The sequence below is a fragment of the Sphingomonas sp. CV7422 genome (genome assembly GCF_027945725.1).
Classification (GTDB): Bacteria; Pseudomonadota; Alphaproteobacteria; order Sphingomonadales; family Sphingomonadaceae; genus Sphingomonas; species Sphingomonas kyungheensis.
In genome coordinates, this window is sequence record NZ_CP115900.1 from 2,073,147 (window position 1) to 2,097,047 (window position 23,901).

The following is a 23,901-nucleotide window of genomic DNA, read 5'->3' on the forward strand; positions in this document are numbered from 1 at the left end:
AACCCCGCCATGACCTTCCGCAAAACCTCCCTGCTCGCCACCGCGGTGCTCGGCTCGTTCGGCTTCGCTACCGTCGCCCACGCGCAGGCCTTCTACCTTCAGGAACAGTCGGCACGCGGCGCCGGCCGCGCCTTCTCGGGCGAGGTCGCCGACACCGGGCCGCAGTCGCTGTGGTGGAACCCCGCCGCGATCGCCGGGATGGATCATGGCGAGGCGGCGATCAACGCGTCGGGCATCCTGCCGCGCGGCAAGGTCGTCAACAACGGCACGCTGGTGCAGCGCACGCCGGCGGGTCAGTTCGCCGCGGTCGGCGGCGACCAAGTCGCGCGCAACCCGATTGACAACGGCCTGCTGCCGTCGGGCGCCGTCGCCGTGCCGTTCGGACCGGTGGCGATCGGCCTTGCCGTGACCTCGCCGTACAGCTTCACCACCGATTATGATTCGACGAGCTGGACGCGCTACAGCGCCACCCGCACCAAGCTCCAGACGATCGACATCCAGCCATCGATCGCGGTCGCGCTGACCGACTGGCTGCGGGTCGGCGGCGGCGCCAATGTCGAACATGTCTATGCCAGCCTCGGCAACGCGCTGCCCAACCTCACCACGACGACGGACGGCCGCCAGAAGCTCGAAGGCGACGGCTGGGATGTGGGCTGGACCGCCGGCGCGCAGATGCACAACGACTGGGCGACGGTCGGCGTCAGCTACAAGTCGCGGATCGAGCATACGCTGAAGGGCGACCTGCTGGTTGAAGGCCTGACCGGGCCGCTCGCCACCCGCAACACGACGATCTCGGGGGTCGAGGCGCGCTTCTACACCCCCGCGCAGGTGATCATCGGCGCCCGCATCCGCGCCACGCCGGCGCTGACGCTCAACGGCCAGGCGGTGCGCTACAATTGGAGCAAGTTCGACGCGATCCGCCTCGGCGCGCCGCTCAATACCGCGCTGCCGGAGAATTATCGCGACAGCTACAGCCTCGCCGGTGGTGTCGATTATGAGATCTCGCCGCGGGTGACGCTGCGCGCCGGTGTCCAGCACGCCACCACGCCGACGCAGAACGGTCTGCGCGACGCGCGCGTACCCGATGCCAACCGCTGGAATTATGGCGCCGGCGGCACCTTCCAGCTGACCCCCAAGTTCGGCATCGATCTCGCCGCCAATTACGTCGACTTCAAGAATGCGTCGATCGATCGCGCGACGCAGGCCTATTCCGGCACGATCGCGCAGACCACCGTACTGACCAACGGCACGTTGCAGGATGCGCATGCCGTCGTCCTGTCGGCCGGAGCCCATATCGGCTTCTGATGGGAATTCAGGGGTTTCGCCGTCCCGGCGGCGGAACCCCGGCCCTCTTCCGGCGTAGTGAGTCCACGCGATTTTCCGTAGCTAGGCAGGGCCGTCCGGCCCTATGACGATCTGCGACAGCATCCGGGGGCCTCGATGAGCCAGAACGAAATTACCATGTCCCGCCGCGGCGTGATCGCGGGCGGGGCCGTCGGCGTCGCCGCGTCCGCGCTGCCGGCCGAAGCACAGACGCCGCCGCTCGACCAGCGCGCCGCGCCGCCGACGATGCCGGTGACGCTCAAGGTCAATGGATCGACCCACCGGCTCGATCTCGACACGCGCACCACCCTGCTCGATGCGCTGCGCGAGCATTGGAAGCTGACCGGCACCAAGAAGGGTTGCGACCACGGCCAGTGCGGCGCGTGCACGGTGCTGGTCGACGGCCGCCGGATCAACTCCTGCCTCAGCCTCGCGGTGATGCACGACGGCGATTCGATCACGACGATCGAGGGCTTGGGCAAGCCCGACGATCTCCATCCGATGCAGGCCGCCTTCATCAAGCATGACGGCTATCAGTGCGGCTATTGCACGCCCGGCCAGATCTGTTCGGCGGTGGCGGTGCTCGACGAGATCAAACGCGGCGTGCCGAGCCACGTCCAGGCCGATATCGCCACCGCGCCGGCCGTGACCGAGATGGAGATCCGCGAGCGGATGAGCGGCAACATCTGCCGCTGCGGCGCCTATTCCAACATCATCGAAGCGATGCGCGACTTCGCGGGAGCCAAGGCATGAAGGCCTTCACCTATGAGCGCGCGACCAGCCCCGCCGCCGCCGCCGCCGCGGTCGCGGCGCGTCCCGGCGCCAAGTTCATCGCCGGCGGCACCAACCTGCTCGACCTGATGAAGCTGGAGATCGAGGCGCCGGTCCATCTGGTCGACGTCAACACGCTGTCGCTCGACAAGATCGAACCGACTGACAGCGGCGGACTGCGCATCGGCGCCCTGGTCCGTAACACCGACCTCGCCGCCGACCCGCGCGTGCGCCGCGATTACGGCGTGCTGACCCGGGCGATCGTCGCGGGGGCGAGCGGCCAGTTGCGCAACAAGGCGACCACCGCGGGCAATCTGCTCCAGCGCACCCGCTGCCCCTATTTCTACGACACCAACCAGCCGTGCAACAAGCGCAAGCCCGGATCGGGCTGCGCGGCGATCGGCGGCTACAGCCGTCAGCTCGGCATCATCGGCACCAGCGACGCCTGTATCGCCACCTATCCCGGCGACATGGCGGTGGCGATGCGCGTGCTCGACGCGACAGTCGAGACGGTGCAGCCGTCGGGCGCGACACGGCGCATCCCGATCGCCGATTTCCATCGGCTGTGGGGCGATACGCCGCATATCGACACCAACCTGCAACCGGGCGAGCTGATCACCGCGGTGACCCTTCCCAAGCCGGTCGGCGGCACGCACATCTACCACAAGGTGCGCGACCGTGCCTCCTACGCCTATGCGCTCGTCTCGGTCGCCGCGATCGTCCAGCGCGACGGCAGCGGCCATGTCGCGATCGGCGGTATCGCGCCCAAGCCGTGGCGGGTCGAGGCGGCGGAAGCAGCGCTGCCGCAGGGAGCCAAGGCGGTGACGCCGCGACTGCTCGCCGGCGCACGGCCGACCAAGGACAATAGCTTCAAGGTGCCGCTGGTCGAGCGGACGCTCGCCGCGGTGCTGGCGCAAGCGAAGGACGCAGCATGAAGTTCGATACGCCCGCCGGGCAGAATCCGATCGATCAGCTCAAGGTGGTCGGCAAGCCGACCGACCGGATCGACGGCAAGTTCAAGACGACCGGCACCGCCCCCTATGCCTATGAACGCCACGACGTCGCCCCCGATGCGGCCTATGGCTATGTCGTCGGCGCCGGCATCGCCAAGGGCCGGATCGCCGGCATGGACCTCGCCGCCGCCAAGGCCGCGCCGGGCGTGCTGACGATCGTCACCGCGGACACCGCCGGCACGCTCGGCAAGGGTGACATGAACACCGCGAAGCTGCTCGGCGGCCCGGCGGTCGATCATTACCACCAGGCGATCGCTCTCGTCGTCGCCGAGACGTTCGAACAGGCGCGCGCCGCCGCGGCGCTGATCCGCGTCGATTATGCGCGCGGACAAGGCCGGTTCGACCTCGACGAGGCGCTCAAGACCGCGCCGCTCAAGGGAGACAGCAGCGGCGAGGGCAGCTCCGCCCCGCCGGTCGACCGCGTCGGCAAGTTCGAACAGGCGTTCGCCGCCGCGCCGGTGCAACTCGACGCGGTCTATGAAACGCCCGACCAGAGCCATGCGATGATGGAACCGCATGCCAGCATCGCCCGCTGGCAGGGCGACGAGCTGACGCTGTGGACCTCGAACCAGATGATCAATTGGGGCAAGGGCGACGTCGCCAAGACGCTCGGCATCCCCAAGGAGAAGGTGCGGCTGATCTCGCCCTATATCGGTGGCGGTTTCGGTGGAAAGCTGTTCGTGCGCGCCGATGCGGTGCTCGCGGCGCTCGGCGCGCGGCAGGCGGGCCGGCCGGTCAAGGTGACGCTGCAACGCCCGCTGATGATCAATAACACCACGCACCGTCCGGCGACGCGCCAGCGCATCCGGCTCGGCGCGGGGAAGGACGGCAAGCTCGTCGCCATCGCGCATGAGAGCGGTTCGGGCGATCTGCCCGGCGGCGGGCCGGAGACGGCGGTGTCGCAGACCAAATTGCTCTACGCCGGCGCCAACCGGCTGACCTCAATGCGGCTCGCCGTGCTGGACCTGCCCGAGGGCAATGCGATGCGCGCACCGGGCGAGGCGCCCGGGTTGATGGCGCTCGAAGTCGCGATGGACGAGATGGCGGAGAAGCTGGGCATGGACCCGGTGCAGTTCCGCATCATCAACGACACGCAGGTCGATCCCGAGAAGCCCAACCGCAAATTCTCGCAGCGGCAGCTGGTCGAGTGTCTGCGCCTGGGCGCCGACAAATTCGGCTGGGCGCAGCGCAGCGCGACGCCGCGGGCGAAGCGCGACGGCGCGTGGCTGGTCGGCATGGGTGTCGCCTCCGGCTTCCGCAACAACATCACGATGAAATCGGGCGCGCGGGTCGGCATCGACCGCAAGGGCCAGGTCACCGTGGCCACCGACATGACCGACATTGGCACCGGCAGCTATACGATCATCGCGCAGACCGCCGCCGAGATGATGGGCGTGCCGCTCGACAAGGTGACGGTGCTGCTTGGCGACAGCAGCTTCCCGACTGCCGCCGGATCGGGCGGCCAATGGGGCGCCAACAGCTCGACCGCCGGCGTCTATGCTGCGTGCATGAAGCTGCGCGAGGCGGTGGCGCAAAAGCTCGGCTTCAACTCGAACGACGTCAGCTTCGCCGACGGCAAGGTCCGCTCAGGGAATCGCAGCGTGCCACTGGCGCAGGCGGCGGGCACGTCGGGCCTGTCGGCGGAAGACAGTATCGAGTTCGGTGACCTGGCGAAGAAGGAACAGCAATCCACCTTCGCCGGCCATTTCGTCGAGGTCGGCGTCCACGCCTATACCGGCGAGATCCGCATCCGCCGCATGCTCGCGGTCTGCGCGGCCGGACGCATCCTCAATCCGAAGTCGGCGCGCAGCCAGGTGATCGGGGCGATGACGATGGGCGTCGGTGCGGCGCTGATGGAGGAGCTGGCGGTCGACAAGCGCTTCGGCTTCTTCGTAAACCACGATCTGGCAAGCTATGAGGTGCCGGTTCATGCCGACATCCCGCATCAGGAGGTGATCTTCCTCGACGAGGTCGATCCGATGTCGTCGCCGATGAAGGCCAAGGGTGTCGGCGAACTCGGCCTGTGCGGCGTCGGCGCGGCGATCGCCAATGCGGTGTACAATGCCAGCGGCGTGCGCGTGCGTGAATATCCGGTCACGCTCGACAAGGTGATCGCCGGCAGCGCGATGATCGCCTGAATCCGGTTCGGGGGCGGACGGCGACTGATCGCCGCCGCTCCCGACGCCGGCGGGCCCTTATCGGTCGCCGTGCGTCACCCGCACCCCGGCGACGTGCAGGGGATAGTCGCGATCGTCCTCCGCCATCCAGGTCTTGCCGGCGCGATCGGTGAGATAGAAGCGGCAATAGATGCTGCGATCGTCGGCGAAGCGCAGGCAGACGCGGTCGGGGGTGATCCGATAGCGGCCGGCGGAATCGGGCTTGTCGTTATAGCGCAACTCATAGCCATCGCCGGTCGCGGCGAAATGCTCGACCGGCGGCACCGCGCCGTCTCGCGTCTGGACGCTGCCGCGCACCAGCCGTTCGAGCGCCGCGCCGCGCACCAGCGTCATCTGTTCGGCGCCACGGATCGGCACCGGCAGCCGCGGCGGCGCCGGGTCGGGCGCGGACGGGGCGCAGGCGGCGAGCAGCAGCGCGAGGATCGATATCCGCTTCATCCCTCCCCTGTGCCCGACCGCCTGCCCGAGCACAATCGGGCCGCTGCCCCGCTCTTCGGCTCGTGCTTACCCATGATAGAGTTGCCCATCAGGCCGATGCGGCGCGGAACCCGTCTCGCCGCTAAAACGCTTGACCGCCGATGACCGATATCTCCCTGCTCTGGCTGCGCCAGGACCTGCGCCTGCACGATCAACCCGCGCTCGTCGCCGCGACGCAGGCGGGGGCGGTGATCCCGGTCTATATCCTCGATGACGATGCCGCGGGTGAATGGGCGATCGGTGGGGCGCAACGCTGGTGGCTGCACCACAGCCTTGCCGCGCTCGGCGATGCGCTGGACGCCAAGCACAGCCGGCTGATCCTGCGTCGCGGGGATTCGGTGACGATCCTGCGCGACCTGATGCAGGAGACGGGCGCGGCGCGCATCCATGCGCTGCGCCACTATGAGCCGTGGTGGCGCAAGGCGGAGGCGGCGCTGGGCGACGCGATCACCTTGTACGACGGCAATCACCTCGCGCGGATCGAGGACATCACCACCGGCAGCGGCGCGCCGTTCCGCATCTTCTCGTCCTTCTGGAAGGCCTTGCAGACGCAATTGCCCCCCGATGCGCCGGTCGCCGCGCCACGCACGTGTCCTGCGCCCGATCACTGGCCGAAAAGCGACGCGCTTGCCGACTGGGCGTTGCTGCCGAGCAAGCCCGACTGGTCGGGCGGTTTCGCCGACTGGAAACCGGGCGAGACCGAGGCGCTGGCCAAGGCGAAGCGCTTCGCCAAACAGGCCGACGATTATGAAACGCAGCGCAACCTGCCCGCGGCGGACGGCACGTCCCGGTTGTCGCCGCACCTCCATCACGGCGAGATCTCGCCGCGGCAGGTGATCCACGCGCTCGGGGACCATGCCGACGACGGCTTCGTGCGGGAGATCGCCTGGCGCGACTTCACCTCGGGCGTGCTGCTCGCCTTGCCGGATTACGGCACGGTCAATGGCCGCGCCAAGTTCGACGCCTTGCCGTGGCGCGACGATGCCGCCGCCAAGCGCGACCTCAAGGCGTGGCAGCGCGGGCGGACCGGCTATCCGATCGTCGACGCCGGCATGCGGCAATTGTGGCAATCGGGTTGGATGCACAATCGGGTGCGGATGATCACCGCGAGCTTCCTCGTCAAACATCTGCTGATCGACTGGCGTGCGGGCGAGCGCTGGTTCTGGGATTGTCTGGTCGACGCCGATTACGGCAACAACTCGGTCAATTGGCAATGGATCGCCGGCACCGGCGTCGATGCCAACATGTTCAGCCGGATCATGGCGCCGCTCGGCCAGTCGGAGAAGTTCGACGCCGGCGACTATATCCGCCGCTGGGTGCCCGAGCTCGCCGACGTTCCCGACGACGCCATCCACGATCCCGACGAGCATGGCGTCCGCCCCGAATCCTATCCGGCGAAGATCATCGGCCATCGCGAAGCACGTGAGCGCGCCTTGGCCGCGCAGAAGGCGATGGAGTGAGTCCGACGCGCCAGTATTGATGAACAACGGCGCCGTAACCTGAGGCCGATCGAGCCGGGATCAGGAAATCCTGGACGGATTATACCGCATCACTGCCCGATGATAGTGCTACGCCGGCGATGTCGATGCCGCGCAGCTGCGCGCGTGGCGGCAGGCCAATTGATTGATCGATGCCGGGCGCGCGCCGCCCGGCATCACCCCTGCCGGGTCGGGAACAGCGGCCCACGCACCGTCATGCGCGCGGCATCATAGGGGCGTTGCAGCGCGACGATCTCCGCATAGCTGCCGCGCAGCCAGAGATCGACGTCATCGGCGGCGAGGATGGTGATCATCGCCTTGGGGTGGATCGGCGCGACCAGCGCATTGGGGTCGCAGGTGACCATCGCAAAGCCCTTGCCGGCCGCGGTCTGCTGCCAGAAACCGGCGACGGCGAAGCGCGGCTGGTCGGTGACCGCGAACCACATCTCGCCTTTGAGCGGCGGCTTGCCGTCGCCGAGATCGTGCCGCTCGGGGGTGAACTCACAGAATTCGGTGAGCGGCACGACGCAGCGGTTGGCGGGCCGTTCCGCCAGCCGCCGCCACTGCGCGAGCCCGAGGTTGCGCACGTTGGTCATCGGATAGGCCGCCTGCCCGCCGAGCACGTCCCAGCCCATCACGTCCCAGCCGCGCGTGCCGTCCGCCTCGCGGATGACATAGCTGCGGTTGCGCGGGCGCAGTTCCTGCGGGTCGAAGCGATTGTCGCGCGGGCGCTCGTCGAACAGCGCCGCGCTCGCGCCCCATAAGGTTTCGGGTTCGCTCGACAGGCGGGCGCGGTTACACATCAGGCGGCGGTCCGGATCATCCGCGCGATCATGCCCGCGACCCTCGGCAGCGGCAATAACCATGGCGCTGCCGGGGGATCGGCGTAGACGGCAACTTCAATCCCGGCGTCACCGTTCCTATATTGTCGGCAGCGCGAGCCGAGCCGTCCGAGCCGGTCGCGACCGTCGGAGAGGTCCGTTCCAGCGAGAAAGCTTCGTCCGTCGCATGCACCTCCACCTTCCCGCCAAGCTCGATCCGCGTCTCTATCTGAGGCCGCGTCGGCGCGGGATCGCCTCGGTCAATGCCGAGGTGCGCGACGGTATAGTGCCGGCGGGCGACGGCATCGCGCAGACCGCGGATCATCACGGCGGCGCCGAGCCGACGCGCAATTACCGCACCGTCGCGCTGATCATCGCCACCGCGATGTTCATGGAGAATCTCGACGCGACCGTGCTCGCCACCGCGCTGCCGACGATGGCCCGCGATTTCGCGGTGCGCGCGCCCGAGATGAGCATTGCGCTCACCTCCTACCTGCTTGCGCTGGCGATGTTCATCCCTGCCTCGGGAACGATGGCCGACCGGTTCGGCGCGCGCCGCGTGTTCCGCGCCGCGATCGGCCTGTTCGTCGCGGGCAGCCTTGCCTGCGGCCTCGCCCCGAACCTGGAGGCGATGGTCGCGGCGCGGTTCGTCCAGGGGATCGGCGGCGCGATGATGATGCCGGTCGGGCGGCTGGTGCTGCTCCGCTCGGTCGCCAAGCGCGACATGGTGTCGGCGATGTCGTGGCTGATCATGCCGGCGCTGATCGGGCCGATCGTCGGGCCGCCGGTCGGCGGTCTGATCGTCACCTATCTCGACTGGCGGTGGATCTTCTGGCTCAACCTGCCGATCGGCATCGCCGGCATCGTGCTGGTCGGCCATTTCATCGCCGACGTGCGCGAGGACCATCCGGCGCGCTTCGATCCGGCCGGCTTCCTGCTGTCGGGTGCGGCGCTCGGCTGCCTCCTGTTCGGCTTCGAAATGGCGAGCCGCCCCGGCGAGGGAGGGCTGGCGGCGACGCTGATCGCGATCGGCGCGGCGTTCGGCCTCGGCTATTGGCGGCATACGCGGCGGACCGAGCATCCGATCCTCGACCTGTCGCTGATGCGTGTGCCGACCTTCCGCCTGTCGGTGCTCGGCGGATCGCTGGCCCGGATCACGCAGGGTGCGCAGCCCTTCCTGCTGCCGCTGATGATGCAGCTCGCCTTCGGCCTGTCAGCGGCGCAGAGCGGCGCGATGACGGTCGCCTCGGCGATCGGCTCGTTCGGGATGAAGGGCGTGGCGCGGCGCATCCTCAAGCGCTTCGGCTTCCGCAACGCTTTGGTGGTAATGGGACTGGCCGGGACCGCGGGCTATGCCTGCTGCGGGCTGTTCGGGCCGGCCTGGCCGCTGCCGGCGGTGTTCGCGGTGCTGGTCGTGTCGGGCTTCCTGATGTCGTTCCAGTTCACCGCCTATAACACCATCGCCTATGACGAGATCGCCAAGGACCGGATGAGCGCGGCGACGAGCTTCTATTCGACCTTCCAGCAATTGATGCTGTCGCTCGGCATCTGCATCGGCGCGACCGCGCTGCATGTCTCGATGCTGTGGCGGGGCAGCGTGAACACCGGCTTCGCCGACTTCCGCTTCGCCTTCTGGACGGTGACGGCGATCTCGCTGACCGCGGTATTCGTCAATGCACGCTTCGACCCGAAGGCGGGCGAGGAGCTCAGCGGCCGCGCGACGGGCTGACCGCCATATAACAAGACCCGGAGACGGCGACGGCCGCTCCGGGTCTCCACCCTGATACGCCGGGTGATCGGGGTCAGCGCTTCGCGGCGGCCTTTTGCGCGCGCGCCTGCTTGGCATAATGGTGGTGCATCGCGATGCAGCCCGCCGCCGCGCCCATCACGGCATGGCCCTTGCCGACATAATGACCGGCGACGCCGCCCGCGGCGGCACCGCGGATGCAGCCCTTCGCCAGCGCCGGCTGCGCGCCGATCACGGCGGTGGCGGCGGCGAGGATCATGAGCGTCTTCATGGCATTCTCCTGTATCGAACCGTTCCCGACCAAAGCCGTGACGCCAGCGTCATGTTCCATGAATTCGGTGTCATCCCGCGGTCAGGCCTCCGCCTCCCAGACGGCGGGGTCGATCGTTTCGCGCAGGAAGTCGACGAAGGCGGCGACCGCGGCGGGGGTCGCCGGGCGGCGCAGATGCACCGCGTGGATCGCCACCGCCGCCGATCCGTGCCAGTCCGGCAGCACCCGCACCAATTCCCCGCTGCGGATCGCCGCACCGACATCCCACCAGGATCGCAGCGCGACTCCCACACCGGCGACCGCCAGCTCGCGCACCATTTCGCTCGAATTGGTGCGAACGTGGCTCGGCCGCTCGATCGTCACCGCCCTGCCCGCCGTCGCGAGCTGCCACGGCATCTGCCCATCGGCAGCGATCAGGCGATGCGCGTCGAGTGCCTCGATCGTCGCCGGCGTGCCATGCTCGGCGAGATAGCCGGGCGCGGCGCAGAGGATACGGCGGCTCGGCGCCAGCCGATGCCCGACGAGCGGCGGCGGAATATCGCGGGCGATGCGGATCGCGCAGTCGACGCGGGCCGTGAGCAAATCCACATAGGCGTCGCTCAGATCGAAGGCGAGATCGATCCGCGGATGGCGCGCCAGGAAACGGCCAAGGTACGGGGCGACGTGGAGCCGCCCGAACGAGGTCGGCGCCGATACGTGCAGCCGTCCGACCGGCGCGCCCTGCCCGCCCGTCACCCGCGCCTCCGCCGTGCCGAGCGTATCGAGGATTGCGCGCAGATCGTCGCGAAAGCGGCTGCCGGCTTCGGTCAGCACCAGCCGCCGTGTCGTCCGCTGGACGAGCGTGACGCCGAGGCGATGTTCGAGCCGTTGCAACCGCTTCGACACCATCGCCGGCGAGCTGCCGAGGCTGCGTGCCGCCGCCGACAGGCTGCCCGCATCGGCGATGGCGACGAACAGCGCATAATCCGGATCGAAGCCCATTCGTTCGCTTTCGGAAAAGGTGATTGGTGATTGTCATGGCTAGCGATGGGATCGCTGCGGGTCTAGCGATCGGGTGAGGAGATGATGCCATGATCCAGCGTGCCGGCCTGTCGATCGCCCCCGCACTCGCCACCTTCATCGACGAGGCGGTGCTGCCCGGGCTCGACCTCGACGCCGACCGCTTCTGGCACGGCGTCGCGGCGCTGTTCGCCAAGCTGGTGCCTGAGAATCGCGCCTTGCTCGCCGAGCGCGACCGATTGCAGACGGCGATCGACGACTGGCACCGCGGCAACGCCTATGCGCCGCAGGCGTATCGCACGATGCTCTCCGACATCGGCTATCTGGTCCCCGAGCCGGCGCCGTTCGCGATCGATCCCGGCGCGATCGACGTCGAGATCGCCGAGCGCGCCGGGCCGCAGCTGGTCGTGCCGATCCTCAACGCGCGCTTCCTGCTCAACGCCGCCAATGCGCGCTGGGGCAGCCTGTACGACGCGCTCTACGGCAGCGATGCGATCCCCGAGAGGGGGCCGGCGACGACCGGCTATGATGCGGTGCGCGGCGCGGCGGTGATCGCCTGGGCCAAGGCGCTGCTCGACGAGGCGGTGCCGCTGACGGAGGGACGATGGGCGGACTGGCACGGCGGCACGCCGACGCTCGCCGACCCCGCGCAGTTGATCGGGCGGGCGGGCGACACGTGGCTGCTGCGGCATCATGGCCTGCATATCGAGATCGTCGTCGATCGCGCGCATCCGATCGGCGCGACCGATCCTGGCGGCATCGCCGACATCATCCTCGAATCGGCGCTGACGACGATCTGCGACCTCGAGGATTCGGTCGCCGCGATCGATGCCGAGGACAAGGTCGCGGCCTATGCCAATTGGCTCGGGCTGATCCGCGGCGACCTCACCGCCAGCTTCACCAAGGACGGGCGGACGGTCGAGCGGCGGCTCGCGAAGGATCGCACCTACGTCACCACGGACGGCGACAGGCTGACCTTGCCCGGGCGCAGCCTGGTGTTCGTGCGCAACGTCGGCCATCTGATGACGACGCCGGCGGTGCGGCTGCCCGACGGCAGCGAGGCGCCCGAAGGCATGGTCGATGCGATCGTCACCGCCCTGATCGCGCGGCATGATCGCGGCCGCAACAGCCGCACCGGCGCGATCTATATCGTCAAACCCAAGATGCACGGCCCCGCCGAGGCGGCCTTCGCCGACCGGCTGTTCGACGCGGTCGAGGATCTGATCGGCGTGCCGCGGCATACGATCAGGCTCGGCCTGATGGACGAAGAGCGGCGGACCAGCGCCAATCTCGCCGCCTGTATCGCCGCGGTGCGCCACCGGCTGATGTTCATCAACACCGGCTTCCTCGACCGCACCGGTGACGAGATCCATACCGCGATGCACGCCGGCGCGATGATCCCCAAGGCGGAGATGAAGAGCGCGCGCTGGATCGCCGCCTATGAGGACCGCAACGTCCAGATCGGCCTCGCCTGCGGGCTCGCCGGCAAGGCGCAGATCGGCAAGGGGATGTGGGCGGCGCCCGACCGGATGGCCGATATGCTCGCGCAGAAGATCGCGCATCCGCAGACCGGCGCGACCACCGCCTGGGTCCCCTCCCCCACCGCGGCGACGCTGCATGCGACGCACTATCATCGCGTCGACGTCGCGGCGTGCCAACGCGAGCGGTCGGGCGAGACACCGGCGCCGCTCGACGCGCTGCTCACCCTGCCGCTCGCCGATCCCGAGCGCCACTGGCCGCCCGCGGCGGTCGCGGCGGAGCTCGACAACAACGCGCAGGGGATCCTCGGCTATGTCGTGCGCTGGATCGATCAGGGGATCGGCTGTTCGAAGGTGCCCGACATCCACGACATCGGCCTGATGGAGGATCGCGCCACCCTGCGCATCGCCTCGCAGCATATCGCCAACTGGCTGCTCCACGGCATCGCGACGCGCGAGGCGGTCGAGGCGGCGTTCACGCGCATGGCGGCGAAGGTCGATGCGCAGAATGCCGGCGATCCCCTCTACCGGCCTTTAAGCGGCGACAGCCTCGCGCTGCGTGCCGCCCGCGCGCTGGTGTTCGAAGGCGTGACCCAGCCGAACGGCTATACCGAGCCGCTGCTCCACCGCTTTCGCGCGGAGCGGAAGGCGGCGGATCGGGGGTGAGCGGGTTGCTTTCGCGACGAGCGACGCTGACGAGGCAAGGGTATGCGGGCAATGCGCGGTCGTTGCTTGCACCGCCCCCTCTTAAGTGCTCCCGCGCAGGCGGGAGCCTAGTGATCTTTTCGCCACCAGCCGTTGCTCTGCTTGGCCACTGGATTCCCGCCTGCGCGGGAATACTGGCTTCTCGTGGCCGACTGGAAATTTCCTATCGAGGTTTCGCCACTAGGCGGTCGTATCGCCTGCACGACTGTTCGACGGCATAGGCAGAGCACCACCGCCTCCCGCGCCGGTGGCTACGCCAGAAGCGCCCCACCGGCGCGGCCCCGAAGCTCAGGCCGCATCGACCAGCACGATCTCGGCATCCTCCAGCGCGGTGACGCGGATCACCGCCTCGTCGCGGATCGCCGCGCCGTCGCGCGCGTCGAGTGCGACGCCGTTGACCTCGATGCGCCCGGTGGCGGGGACGAGATAGGCATGATGGCCCGCGCCGAGCGCATAGTCCGCGCTCTCGCCGGCGCGGATCGTCGCGCCGACGACGCGCGCGTCGGTGCGGATCGGCAGCGCGTCGGCGTCGCCGTCGATGCCGCTCGCCAGCGTGACGAACCGGCCGGACCGCTCGCCGCGCGGAAAGGGCTTGGCGCCCCAGGCCGGCGCTCCACCACGCGCGCGCGGCTCGATCCAGATCTGGAAGATCGTCGTCGTGCCGGCTTCGCGATTATATTCCGAATGGCGGACGCCGGAGCCGGCGCTCATCACCTGGACGTCGCCCGCTTCGGTGCGGCCGGTGTTGCCGAGGCTGTCCTGATGCGTGATCGCGCCGTCGCGGACATAGGTGATGATCTCCATGTCGGCATGCGGGTGCGGCGGAAAGCCGGTGCCGGCAGCGATCGCATCGTCGTTCCAGACGCGGATCGGGCCCCAGCCCATCCGCTTGGGATCATAGTAACTGGCGAAGGAGAAATGGTGCTTGGCGTCGAGCCAGCCGTGGTTGGCACCGCCGAGGCTGCTGAAGGGACGACGTTCGATCATGTAAGTCACTCCGACCGGAAGCGCTGGCTTCCTCATTGCGCCTCAAATGGGGGGCGACGACGCGCGGCGAAACAGCAGGATCGGCACCGCTGCGTTGCCGGATTTCACCCGCCCGCGCTTACACTCCGTGATAGCGGCGATACCAGTCGACGAAGCGCGGCACGCCGACATCGATCGTCGTCGTCGGCTGATAGCCGAGGTCGCCGGCGATCGCGCTGATGTCCGCGGCGGTGCGGACGACGTCGCCGGGCTGGATCGGCAGGTCGCGGCGGATCGCCTGGCGCCCGGTCGCCTGTTCCAGGATGCCGATGACCCGGCCGAGCGGTTCGGAGCGGTTGTTGCCGATATTGTAGAGCCGATGCGGCGCGACGCTGCCGCCCGCCTTGACCGCGCCGTCGTCGGGCGGCGGCTGGTCGTGCGCGGCGATCACCCCGGCGATGATATCGTCGATATAAGTGAAGTCGCGCTCCATCAGGCCGTTGTTGAACACCGGGATCGGCTCGCCGGCGAACATCGCGCGGGTGAAGATCCACAGCATCATGTCCGGCCGGCCCCACGGTCCATAGACGGTGAAGAAACGCAGCCCGGTCTGCGGCAGGCGGTAGAGATGCGCATAGCTTTCGCTCATCACCTCATTGGCGCGCTTGGTCGCGGCGTAGAGCGACACCGGCCGGTCGACGCGATCCTCGACCCGGAACGGCACCGACGTGTTGCCGCCATAGACCGATGAGGAGGAGGCATAGACGAGATGCGCGACGCCGCGCGACCGCGCCAGTTCGAGCATGTTGAGGTGGCCGATCAGGTTGGACTGGCCATAGACTTCGGGATGATCGATCGAATAGCGCACCCCGGCCTGCGCGCCGAGGTGAACGATGCGATCAACGTCATGCCCCGCCAGCGCCTCGCGCAGCGCGGCGGCATCGGCGAAATCGACCGCATGGAAGGTGAAGCGGTCGCCATGGTCGCGGGTCAGTTCGGCGAGGCGCGCATGCTTCAGCGCCGGATCGTAATAATCGTTGAGCGAGTCGATCCCGACCACCTCGCCGCCGCGGGCGAGCAGCGCCTGCGCGCAATACATGCCGATAAAGCCCGCCACCCCGGTCACCAACGTCTTCGGCATCGCCGCATCGCTCCCTGATTGCCGCCGTCACGGCCGCCCTGCCGGCTCGCTAGCCGACTGCGAAGCAATTGACGATGCTTGACGATGTCTCGACCTTGGACGTCGGCATGACCCGTTCCCGGCGCGCTTCGCCGCGCCATGGCCGAAAGGCACTGGTCAGCGATCAGCCGTCGTTCATACTTCCCGCCACGATGCGAGTCGCCCACGGGCGCTTTGCACAGAGGAGAGACGGATGACCGCGATCCCGCTGCCCTTCGCCGACCAGAGACTGTCGATCGTCACGATCGGCGATGGCGCGCCGACCCCCGCGTGGCAGCGGATGTTCGGCTGGGCGGACGATGGCGCGGGTGCGGTCCCGGTCGACGCGCGCTCGCCGGCGGCGCGGACGATCTGGGCGGCGAAGCTCGACCGTGCGGTGCGCGAGGCCGATGCGCGCGTGCTGCTCGTCGCCGAGGGGATCGGCTGCGCGGCGAGCGCCTGGTGGGCGCGGCTGTCGCCGGCGCACGACGTGCGCAAGATCGCCGGCGCCCTGCTGTTCGCGCCGCCCGCCGCGGCGCAGTCGCTCTATGCCTCGCCGAAGGTACGGCTGCCGTTCCCGTCGCTGGTGATCCGTCCGGGTGAGATGGCCGACGATCTCGCCGCGACGGTGGAGGATTGGGGCAGCCGGCTGGTCGTCGGCGACCGGCTGCGCAACCGCGACGCGGGCGGCGTCGCCTGGCGACAGGCGCAGCGGCTGTTCCTGCGCCTGACCCGGCAGATGGTCGATCACGAGGTCGACCGCGGTCGTGCGATCACCGGCTGGCGCTGATCCGCATTGCGACTTGCCGCCGACCGGGCGGCACCCCTATCTCTCCCCGTCATCTGAGGGAGACCGCTATGCGTAATGGACTGATGCTGGTGCTGGCCGCGGCGCTGACCGCATGCGGATCGCAGCCGTCGCCGCAACCGACGCCGACCGCCACCGCCCCGCGCGAGACCGGCTATATCGCCAAGGTGCTGGCGCTGCCGCCGCGGCAGATCAACGGCGTTCTGTATCGCGCGATCGATGACGCCAAGCAGAAATGCCAGGGCATCGCCGGGGTCGAGCGGCAGAAGCCGCGCAACGGCAAGCCGGTCTGGGCGGTGCGATGCCTGGAGGGCAGCGCGTGGCTGGTCGCGCTGGGCGACGACGGCATGGCCGAGGTGACGGGTATCCCGGCCCAGCCCGGCGGCTGATCGATGCGGTACGGGGCGGCATCCGGCCGCCCCGCCCTGCCCCTTACTTACCGGTGCCGAGCCAGGTCTGCACCGCCGGACGCAGCCGCTCCGCCGCCGCAGTGCGGACCGCGATCCCAGATACGGTACGCCGCGCCGGGCCGCGCGAGGTCTCCGGCAACGTCTCCGCGAAGGCGTTTATCTTGGCCGGCATGCCGGGATCGACCGAACCGCCGCCGAGGCCGACGATGAAGCCGGCCTTGCTGCTGTCCTCGATGAAGCTCTCCACCAGCGCGCGGTTCGCCACCGCCCAGTCGAACGCCATATCGGGATGCTCGCCCGATATGGCGCGGAGCAGCGCCGCCCGCTGCGGCGCGGTGAAGGTATCGGTCTTGAGCAGCGCCAGCGCCCGCGTCGCGAGCGCATCGTCCTTGGCATAGCCGAGCAGCGAGACGAACCGGTTCTTGGCGACCGGATTGGTCTCCGCCTGGGTCAGGCGCAGCAGCGTCTCCCAGTCGGCGGCGGTCGCATTGGTCGCGAAGGTCGCGAGGATCGGCTGGCGGATCGACGGCGGGATCGCGGTCGGATCGCTGGCGAGCTTGGCGACATAGCCGCGCGCGAGGCGCAGCACCTCGGGGTCGCCGAGATCGCCGAGTTCGCCGACCAGGGCCTCGCGCAGATTGCCGACCAGCGGCGATTCGTCGGCACGGGCGGTAGCACCGATGCGCTGCAGCACCGGGCTCAGCGTCGCCAGCGTGCGCGCGCGCAGCGGCGCACTGAGCGGCGTGCCGTCGAACAGGCCGTTGAGCCGGCTGAGCCGCGCCGAGACGAGCGACCATTCGAGCGGATCGGCGTTGGCGCCGACCTGTCCCATCACCGCGAAATAGCGCGACAGGTCCTGATAGCCACCGGCGGCGAGCGCATAATCATCCGCGAGCGTGCCGAGCCGGTCGTCGAGCGGCAGGCGGGTGTAATCGCGGACGATGCCGTCATGCCCCGCCTGATCGTAGAGCACGCGCGTATAGCTGCCCTTGCCCTTGTTGAGCAGCAACGTGCCGCAGCCCTTGACGGTGACGTTGGTCGACGGGCCGGAGACGACGGCGCGCGTCTCGCCGCCGCCGACGGTGGCGACGACCAGCGGCACCTGCCACGTCTGCGGCGCCTTCGATGCCTCGTCGAGCCCGAACCGTCCCTGCGCCAGCGTCGCGACGGTAGTGCCGCCGGTGCAGCGCGCGGAGGTCATCGTCACCAGCGGCACGCCGCCCTGCAGCGTATAGCCATGTGCGATCTCGGCGACCGGCTTGCCTGCCGCCGCCGACAGTTCGGCCCAGAGCTGATCGGTGACGGTGTTGCCGAACTTGTACTTGGCCATGTAGCGGCGGATGCCGTCGCGGAAGACATCGGGGCCGAGCGTCGATTCGAGCATGCCGATCACCGCCTGCCCCTTCGAATAGGTGATGCCGTCGAACGCCTCGCCGATCTGGTCGACGGTCTCGATCTTGCGGATGATCGGGTGGGTGGCGGCGGTCGCGTCGATGCCCATCGCCGCCTCACGGTCGGTCGACACCGCGGCGGCCTCCGCCTTCCAGCTCGGGTTGAGATCGGCGGCCGACTTGTTCTCCATCCACGAGGCGAAGCCCTCGTTGAGCCAGAGGTCGTCCCACCAGCGCATCGTCACCAGATCGCCGAACCATTGATGCGCCATCTCATGCGCGACGACGGTGAAGATGCGCTGGCGCCCGCTTTCGGTGGCGCGCTTGGGGTCGAACAGCAACTCGGGTTCGAAATAGAAGATCGCGCCCCAATTCTCCATCGCGCCGAAGAACTGGCTGGAGCCGGGGCCGGCGACCATGTCGAGCTTGGGCAGCGGATAGGGCTGACCGAAATAGCTGTTGTAATAGGGCAGCAGCCGCTTCGCCTCGGCGAGCGCGTAATCGCCCTGGTTGACGACGCCGCGGCGGGTGATGACGCCGATCTCGACGTTGCCGGCCTGCACCGTCTTGCGCTCGAGATCGCCCATGCCGAGATAGAGCAGATAGCTCGACATCACCGGCGTTTCCGCGAAGGTATAGAGCTGCGTGCCGTCCGCCTGTTTGGCCACCGATGCGGCGGGCATGTTGGAGAAAGCGAGCTGGCCGCCCGGCGCGATCGCGCGCAGGCGGAACTTCGCCTTGAACGCGGGCTCGTCCCACATCGGCGCGAAGCGGCGGGCATCGGGCGCCTCGAACTGCGTCGCGAGCATCCGCGCCTTCGACCCATCCTGATTGGTATAGTCGATCGCGAACAGGCCGGCGGCCGACTGGTTGATCTTGCCAGTCCAGCTGAAGGCGACGCTATGCCGCCCGACGGCCGCCGCGGCGGGGAGCGTCAGCACGAGCTGCTGCTTGTCCTTGTCGAGCGCGAACGGCACCGCCTTGCCGTCGAACCGGGCCGAGGCGATGGCGAGATCGGCGGCGTTGAGCGTGATCGTCGGCGTCGTCGCCTTGACGTCGATCTGCACCGTCTCGCTGCCGGAGAAGGTCATCGCCTGCGCATTGGGGGTGACCGCGATATCGTAGAGGATGGGCACCACGGTCGCGGGCAGGCTGCCGGCGGCGAGCGCGGGGGTGGAGACGGTGAGCGCCAGAGCGGCGGCAGCGGCAAGCTTCATCAATGTTACACTCCGGAAACACGGGATGCGCCGGCCATACGCCTTTGCGGGGCGCGGGCAAGCCGCGTCGCTGGACAGGTCAATCAGTTGCGCTAAACAACCGATCTCATGGAGGAGCCCCGCATGAACCCGCCGCTGTTCGATCGCCTGCGCCTGCCCGTCATCGGCTCGCCGCTGTTCATCATCTCCGGGCCGGAGCTGGTGATCGCGCAATGCAAGGCGGGGATCGTCGGCTCGTTTCCGGCGCTCAATGCGCGGCCGCAGGCGCTGCTCGACGAGTGGCTGCACCGCATCACCGAAGAGCTTGCCGCGCACGATCGCGACCACCCGGAATCCCCTGCCGCGCCGTTCGCGGTCAATCAGATCGTCCACAAGTCGAACGACCGTCTCGAACAGGACCTTTCCACCTGCGCCAAGTGGAAGGTGCCGATCGTCATTACCTCGCTCGGCGCGCGCGAGGATCTCAACACCGCGGTGCACGGCTGGGGCGGGATCACGCTGCACGACGTGATCGACGACCGGTTCGCGCGCAAGGCGATCGACAAGGGCGCCGACGGTCTGATCGCGGTCGCCGCCGGTGCCGGCGGCCATGCCGGCACGCTGTCGCCATTCGCCATCGTGCAGGAGATCCGGCAATGGTTCGACGGGCCGCTGGCGCTGTCGGGGTCGATCGCCACCGGCGGCGCGATCCTCGCCGCGCAGGCGATGGGCGCCGACTTCGCCTATATCGGATCGCCGTTCATCGCGACGCGCGAAGCCAATGCGACGCCGGACTATAAGGACTCGATCGTCGCCAGCCGGGCGTCGGACATCGTCTATTCCAACCTGTTCACCGGCGTGCACGGCAATTACCTGCGCAGCTCGATCGTCGCCTCCGGGCTCGATCCCGACGCGCTGCCGGACGGCGATCTCAAGACGATGAACTTCGGCGGCGGCGACGGCAGCAAGGCCAAGGCGTGGCGCGACATCTGGGGATCGGGCCAGGGGATCGGCGTGATCGATGCGGTCGAGAGCGTCGCCGATCGCGTCGAGCGCTTCGCCTCGCAATATGCCGCGGCACGGGCGCGGCTGCTGCGCTGATCCGCGCATTCACGCGGAGGCGCGGAGATGTCGCACCTGCCGCGGTAACGCCCCTCACCCCTCGATCGATCGTTCGGGCTACGCCCCTCCCAGTCACAGCATCCTCCGCGTGATCGATGTCCGGTCGATGCAGACGCCGCCGGACGATCTAGAACGCCAGCGCGAGCCGGTCGTGCAGATGGTGGACCGGGCTGATCGTCCGCACCTCTTCCTGCGCATCGTCGAGCAGGCCGACGCGGCGGTGCAGATTGGCGCTGGCCACCACCAGCCGCTGCGCGCGCACCGGCAAGGCATGGACGAGGTCGACGTCGAATTGCGGCGCCTTGCCGAGCCGGTAGGTCGGATCGAGCGCATCGCGCGGCTTCATCTCGCCCGCGTCGACCGCCCGCTGGGTGAGCAGCCAGGCGATGACGTGCATCAGCCGCGTCGTCACCTTGAGCGATTCGCACGAAAAGCCGACGCGGATCAGCGGATCGAGCGCCTCACGCTCGCTGCGCCCGGCGGCGTCGAAATAGGCGCGCGCCTCGTCGGCGAGCAGCATGGCCTCGGTATAGAGCGAGTCGATCAGACGATCGTGGAGGCGTGATTCGCGGCGGCCGGCGGTCATGAAAGGCTGGGTGACACAGGCCTTGCCCCTTGCACAGATGCCGTGTCGGCCCGGGTCGTCCCGTTTGGATTCACCCGTCCCGAAACAGGATCAGGCGATGATATCGGGAATGAGCTGATCTTCGCAGGTGGCGATCTCGTCGCGCAGCCGCAGCTTGCGCTTCTTCAGCCGCGCGAGCTGGAGCTGGTCGGGATTGCCGGCGCCGGCCAGCGCGGCGATCGCCGCGTCGAGGTCGCGATGCTCTGTGCGCAGCGCGTCGAGGCGGGCGCTGATCTGTGCTTCGTCCATGCCTGACATCCCCATCGGTGCGCCGCCTTTTACCCGAGCCGCCATGCGGCACCAAGTCGTCGCGCGCAATCGCTCGGCACGTCGCGTTCGGTGATTTTTGGGGAGGACTTTCGGGCGCTTCGGTGGTTTACTCAGTCCCCCACAACGCATGCATCAGGAGGACACCGAAATGCAGACGACGCACCAACAGGCTCTGGAGACCAAGCATGCCGCGCTCGACCGCCGCATCGCCGACGAAATTCATCGCCCGTTGCCCGACGCCGCGCTCCTTTCCGACCTGAAACGCAAGAAGCTGAAACTCAAGGAAGAGCTTTCCGGCCTCTAGGCTTAGCCAGCCCCTCCCGTCGCGGAGGGGCTTTTCATATCCGGCCGCGCGGCACAGCGCAGTCGCGGTCAGGCCTTGGTGCCGCCGACCGGCTTGCGCGCCTTCATCGGATCGATCGGCGAGTCGAGCGCGATGCCGATCCGCCCCTCGGTGCACCAGGCGACCTTGCCGGTGACTTCGCCGATGCCGCGCAGATCGAGCGTCACGGGGGTGCCAGGCTCCTTGACCCGCGCGCAATCGACCATCAGCCCGCCTTCGGACAGGTTGCGGACCCTGACGTCGCGGACCCCCGTCTCTTCGGCGAAGCGCAGCCGCGCCATCAGGAACAGGCTGTCCCGCGCCACGCTGCGCTGCGATCCGCCGGCGCCCATCGCATGATCTGCCGGGTCGTGGGAAAAGCTGTCCATAAACCAAGCCTGTATAGCCGCTACCAGTCAGGCGCGCGCGCCTGTCCGGCGGAGACCAAAGCCCGAACCGCAGGCCGGGTCAATCCTCGCGCGAGATCTTCTCGTTGCGTTCGTGCCGCTCCTGCGCCTCCAGCGTCATCGTCGCGATCGGTCGTGCTTCGAGACGGCCGAGGCTGATCGGCTCGCCGGTCACTTCGCAATAGCCATATTCGCCCTCGTCGATGCGGCGGATCGCCGCCTCGATCTTCGAGACGAGCTTGCGCTGACGGTCACGGGTACGCAGCTCGATCGACCAGTCGGTCTCGCTCGAGGCACGGTCGGTGAGGTCGGACTCGCGCAGGGAATCGAGCTGGAGCTGGTTGAGCGTGCCGGCCGCGTCGAGCAGGATCGCATCTTTCCAGCGGAGCAGTTTCTTACGGAAATAGGCCTGTTGCCGCAGGCTCATGAACGGTTCGTCGGCGCTCGGCCGATAGCCATCGTCGGCATCATTGGCCGGCGGAGGCGTCATTACATCGTCAACCTGACTCACTAGCGTTGCCATACCACTCTCCCTCCGGCCCGGTCTAGACCGCGGGGCCGCCCCCAAATGGTTGAAGCGCCTATAATCGCGCTCAACCCGAACCACAAGCGATCAGAGTTGCCGAATCGTACGTCCAAGCGTTATTTTATTGCACCATAACGGACTTAGGATGACGCGAGGATGAACCGCGCCGGGATCGGTTAACGGCACGGCAGGCATGTGTTCCACTCTGGCACGTTAACGCCGATCGGCGCGGCGCGAGCATGGCGGAATCGCGATATGGGACGCCGCCGGTGCCGAACGCGCTTGCACTTAATCCTTTGTTCGGCGCTTGATCCTATGGCAGCACCGCCCTGTTGCGAGCGAATGTCCGGCCCGTCGCGCCGGCAACGAGAAAGAGACGTTATGTCCGTAAGGATGGCCCTGGCAAAATTATGCGCCTGTGCATGCGGCGGTGCGTTGATCGGCGGCGGGGCCGTGCACGTCGCCGAGCGGCCGAACCGCCCCGTCTACGTCAAGCAGGTCAAGCGCGTCGTCGCCAAGCGGCAGGTCGCATCGGTGCAGCGTCGCGGCGTGCGCCGCCGCGTCGTCACCACGACGACGACGAGCTGCGCGCCGACGGTGGTGACGCTCGCCAGTCAGGCCGCACCGGTCCCGGTGCCGCTGCCCGCCGCGCAGGGCTTCGTCGGCGGGGGCGGCGGCGGTGTGCCGGTCGTGGTCGGCGGCAGCGGCGGTTTTGGCGGCGGGTTCGGCGGTGGCTTTGGCGGCGGCTTCTTCGGCGGCGGCTCGTCGGGATCGAGCGGCAGCGTCGTCATCTCCTCGACGTCGAGCGGCGGATCGACGAGCAGCTCGTCGTCGGGCAGCTCCTCGTCCTCGGGCAACGTCTCCTCGTCGTCCTCCTCCTCGTCCTCGTCCTCGGGGAACGTCTCGTCCTCCTCGTCGGGCAATGTTTCGAGCTCGTCGTCGACCGGCGGCGCGACCGTCGACATCGACAACAGCAATTCGAGCAACAACACCAACAACAACTCGAGCAACAATACGAACAATAACAACAATTCGAGCAACAACACGAACACCAACAACAACAATAACAACCAGAGCCAGAACCAGGGTCAAAACCAGGGCCAGAACCAGAACCAAGGTCAGGGCCAAAACCAGGGCCAGGGCCAGGGCCAGGGTCAGGTCAACTATGGGTCGAGCTCGAAGGGATGGAGCAGCAGCGGCGGTTGGTCGTCGAACGGCGGCTGGACGTCGAGCGGCCATCACGGCGGCCCGCCGCCGGGGCCGCCGGGATCGTCGGGCGGTCCGCCCGCGCCGGTGCCCGCCCCGCCGATGGTGCTGCTGTTCGGTGCCGCCGCACTGGCGCTGGTCGCCCGCAAGCGCTTCGCCAAACCGCAAGCGGCCTGAGCATTCGCGCGAGCACGAAAAAAAGGGGTGCCGGACGGTGATCCGGCACCCCTTTT

Annotated in this window: 23 protein-coding genes; 12 read left to right on the top strand and 11 right to left on the bottom strand. The window is 68.4% G+C overall.

Annotation, left to right across the window (positions count from 1 at the left end):
• The first annotated feature begins 9 nt into the window (after nt 1-9).
• The 4 genes from PBN85_RS10050 to paoC all read left to right on the top strand — a co-directional run bounded on the left by PBN85_RS10050 (nt 10) and on the right by paoC (nt 5,245).
• Entirely contained in the window at nt 10-1,305 is a 1,296-nt protein-coding gene (locus PBN85_RS10050; protein WP_271298864.1) for an OmpP1/FadL family transporter, read from the top strand.
• 135 nt (nt 1,306-1,440) lie between these two features.
• Complete coding sequence (paoA, locus tag PBN85_RS10055; protein WP_271298865.1) at nt 1,441-2,076, top strand: aldehyde dehydrogenase iron-sulfur subunit PaoA; 636 nt, start codon at nt 1,441-1,443, stop codon at nt 2,074-2,076.
• On the top strand, nt 2,073-3,029 hold the full coding sequence (locus PBN85_RS10060; protein WP_271298866.1) for an FAD binding domain-containing protein: 957 nt from the start codon (nt 2,073-2,075) through the stop codon (nt 3,027-3,029). Before paoA ends, PBN85_RS10060 begins: the two co-directional genes overlap by 4 nt.
• Nucleotides 3,026-5,245 (top strand): aldehyde oxidoreductase molybdenum-binding subunit PaoC, encoded by a 2,220-nt coding sequence (gene paoC / locus PBN85_RS10065; protein WP_037536242.1) that lies wholly within the window; start codon nt 3,026-3,028, stop codon nt 5,243-5,245. Before PBN85_RS10060 ends, paoC begins: the two co-directional genes overlap by 4 nt.
• 57 nt (nt 5,246-5,302) lie before the next feature.
• Here paoC and PBN85_RS10070 read toward each other — a convergent pair whose 3' ends face one another.
• Nucleotides 5,303-5,722 (bottom strand): hypothetical protein, encoded by a 420-nt coding sequence (locus PBN85_RS10070; protein WP_271298867.1) that lies wholly within the window; start codon nt 5,720-5,722, stop codon nt 5,303-5,305.
• A gap of 140 nt (nt 5,723-5,862) precedes the next feature.
• Between PBN85_RS10070 and PBN85_RS10075 the strand changes: the two genes are divergently transcribed.
• Nucleotides 5,863-7,221 (top strand): cryptochrome/photolyase family protein, encoded by a 1,359-nt coding sequence (locus PBN85_RS10075; RefSeq protein WP_271298868.1) that lies wholly within the window; start codon nt 5,863-5,865, stop codon nt 7,219-7,221.
• Nucleotides 7,222-7,415: 194 nt separating this feature from the next.
• Here PBN85_RS10075 and PBN85_RS10080 read toward each other — a convergent pair whose 3' ends face one another.
• Nucleotides 7,416-8,042 carry an SOS response-associated peptidase family protein gene (locus PBN85_RS10080; RefSeq protein WP_037536237.1) on the bottom strand — a complete coding sequence of 209 codons (627 nt, stop codon included), beginning with the start codon at nt 8,040-8,042 and terminating at the stop codon, nt 7,416-7,418.
• Nucleotides 8,043-8,247: 205 nt separating this feature from the next.
• On the opposite strand from PBN85_RS10080, the gene PBN85_RS10085 reads away from it, so the two are divergent.
• Nucleotides 8,248-9,789, top strand: coding sequence for an MFS transporter (locus PBN85_RS10085; protein WP_271298869.1), 1,542 nt, complete (start codon nt 8,248-8,250; stop codon nt 9,787-9,789).
• 73 nt (nt 9,790-9,862) lie between these two features.
• Here PBN85_RS10085 and PBN85_RS10090 read toward each other — a convergent pair whose 3' ends face one another.
• Together PBN85_RS10090 and PBN85_RS10095 are read right to left on the bottom strand one after the other, a co-directional pair.
• Nucleotides 9,863-10,078 carry a hypothetical protein gene (locus tag PBN85_RS10090; protein ID WP_037536236.1) on the bottom strand — a complete coding sequence of 72 codons (216 nt, stop codon included), beginning with the start codon at nt 10,076-10,078 and terminating at the stop codon, nt 9,863-9,865.
• Between the two features lie 81 nt (nt 10,079-10,159).
• Nucleotides 10,160-11,059: a LysR family transcriptional regulator gene (locus tag PBN85_RS10095; RefSeq protein WP_271298870.1), complete on the bottom strand. Its 900-nt coding sequence runs from the start codon at nt 11,057-11,059 to the stop codon at nt 10,160-10,162.
• 89 nt (nt 11,060-11,148) lie between these two features.
• Between PBN85_RS10095 and PBN85_RS10100 the strand changes: the two genes are divergently transcribed.
• Nucleotides 11,149-13,221 carry a malate synthase G gene (locus tag PBN85_RS10100; RefSeq protein ID WP_271298871.1) on the top strand — a complete coding sequence of 691 codons (2,073 nt, stop codon included), beginning with the start codon at nt 11,149-11,151 and terminating at the stop codon, nt 13,219-13,221.
• Between the two features lie 327 nt (nt 13,222-13,548).
• Here PBN85_RS10100 and PBN85_RS10105 read toward each other — a convergent pair whose 3' ends face one another.
• Nucleotides 13,549-14,247: a pirin family protein gene (locus PBN85_RS10105; RefSeq protein ID WP_037536228.1), complete on the bottom strand. Its 699-nt coding sequence runs from the start codon at nt 14,245-14,247 to the stop codon at nt 13,549-13,551.
• A 118-nt stretch (nt 14,248-14,365) separates the two neighbouring features.
• Nucleotides 14,366-15,367 (bottom strand): NAD-dependent epimerase/dehydratase family protein, encoded by a 1,002-nt coding sequence (locus tag PBN85_RS10110; protein WP_271298872.1) that lies wholly within the window; start codon nt 15,365-15,367, stop codon nt 14,366-14,368.
• Between the two features lie 232 nt (nt 15,368-15,599).
• Here PBN85_RS10110 and PBN85_RS10115 point away from each other — a divergent pair, with 232 nt between their 5' ends.
• Both PBN85_RS10115 and PBN85_RS10120 read left to right on the top strand, forming a co-directional pair.
• Entirely contained in the window at nt 15,600-16,175 is a 576-nt protein-coding gene (locus tag PBN85_RS10115; RefSeq protein WP_051583668.1) for an alpha/beta hydrolase, read from the top strand.
• A 68-nt stretch (nt 16,176-16,243) separates the two neighbouring features.
• Complete coding sequence (locus PBN85_RS10120) at nt 16,244-16,582, top strand: hypothetical protein (protein WP_271298873.1); 339 nt, start codon at nt 16,244-16,246, stop codon at nt 16,580-16,582.
• A gap of 43 nt (nt 16,583-16,625) precedes the next feature.
• Here PBN85_RS10120 and PBN85_RS10125 read toward each other — a convergent pair whose 3' ends face one another.
• Nucleotides 16,626-19,211: a M1 family metallopeptidase gene (locus tag PBN85_RS10125; RefSeq protein WP_271298874.1), complete on the bottom strand. Its 2,586-nt coding sequence runs from the start codon at nt 19,209-19,211 to the stop codon at nt 16,626-16,628.
• A 123-nt stretch (nt 19,212-19,334) separates the two neighbouring features.
• Between PBN85_RS10125 and PBN85_RS10130 the strand changes: the two genes are divergently transcribed.
• Nucleotides 19,335-20,291 carry an NAD(P)H-dependent flavin oxidoreductase gene (locus PBN85_RS10130; RefSeq protein WP_037536223.1) on the top strand — a complete coding sequence of 319 codons (957 nt, stop codon included), beginning with the start codon at nt 19,335-19,337 and terminating at the stop codon, nt 20,289-20,291.
• 148 nt (nt 20,292-20,439) lie between these two features.
• On the opposite strand, the gene PBN85_RS10135 is transcribed toward PBN85_RS10130, so the two are convergent.
• Both PBN85_RS10135 and PBN85_RS10140 read right to left on the bottom strand, forming a co-directional pair.
• On the bottom strand, nt 20,440-20,898 hold the full coding sequence (locus tag PBN85_RS10135) for a DUF1465 family protein (protein WP_037536221.1): 459 nt from the start codon (nt 20,896-20,898) through the stop codon (nt 20,440-20,442).
• 90 nt (nt 20,899-20,988) lie between these two features.
• Nucleotides 20,989-21,186: a DUF465 domain-containing protein gene (locus PBN85_RS10140; protein WP_037536220.1), complete on the bottom strand. Its 198-nt coding sequence runs from the start codon at nt 21,184-21,186 to the stop codon at nt 20,989-20,991.
• Nucleotides 21,187-21,355: 169 nt separating this feature from the next.
• Here PBN85_RS10140 and PBN85_RS10145 point away from each other — a divergent pair, with 169 nt between their 5' ends.
• The gene (locus PBN85_RS10145; RefSeq protein ID WP_081793187.1) at nt 21,356-21,511 is read left to right on the top strand and encodes a DUF465 domain-containing protein; all 156 of its coding nucleotides are present in this window, start codon (nt 21,356-21,358) and stop codon (nt 21,509-21,511) included.
• Between the two features lie 68 nt (nt 21,512-21,579).
• On the opposite strand, the gene PBN85_RS10150 is transcribed toward PBN85_RS10145, so the two are convergent.
• Together PBN85_RS10150 and dksA are read right to left on the bottom strand one after the other, a co-directional pair.
• Complete coding sequence (locus tag PBN85_RS10150) at nt 21,580-21,918, bottom strand: PilZ domain-containing protein (protein ID WP_051583666.1); 339 nt, start codon at nt 21,916-21,918, stop codon at nt 21,580-21,582.
• A gap of 79 nt (nt 21,919-21,997) precedes the next feature.
• Nucleotides 21,998-22,426, bottom strand: a complete 429-nt coding sequence (dksA, locus tag PBN85_RS10155; protein ID WP_373276471.1) for an RNA polymerase-binding protein DksA — start codon at nt 22,424-22,426, stop codon at nt 21,998-22,000.
• A 489-nt stretch (nt 22,427-22,915) separates the two neighbouring features.
• Between dksA and PBN85_RS10160 the strand changes: the two genes are divergently transcribed.
• Nucleotides 22,916-23,845, top strand: coding sequence for a hypothetical protein (locus PBN85_RS10160; RefSeq protein ID WP_271298875.1), 930 nt, complete (start codon nt 22,916-22,918; stop codon nt 23,843-23,845).
• Nucleotides 23,846-23,901 lie beyond the last annotated feature (56 nt).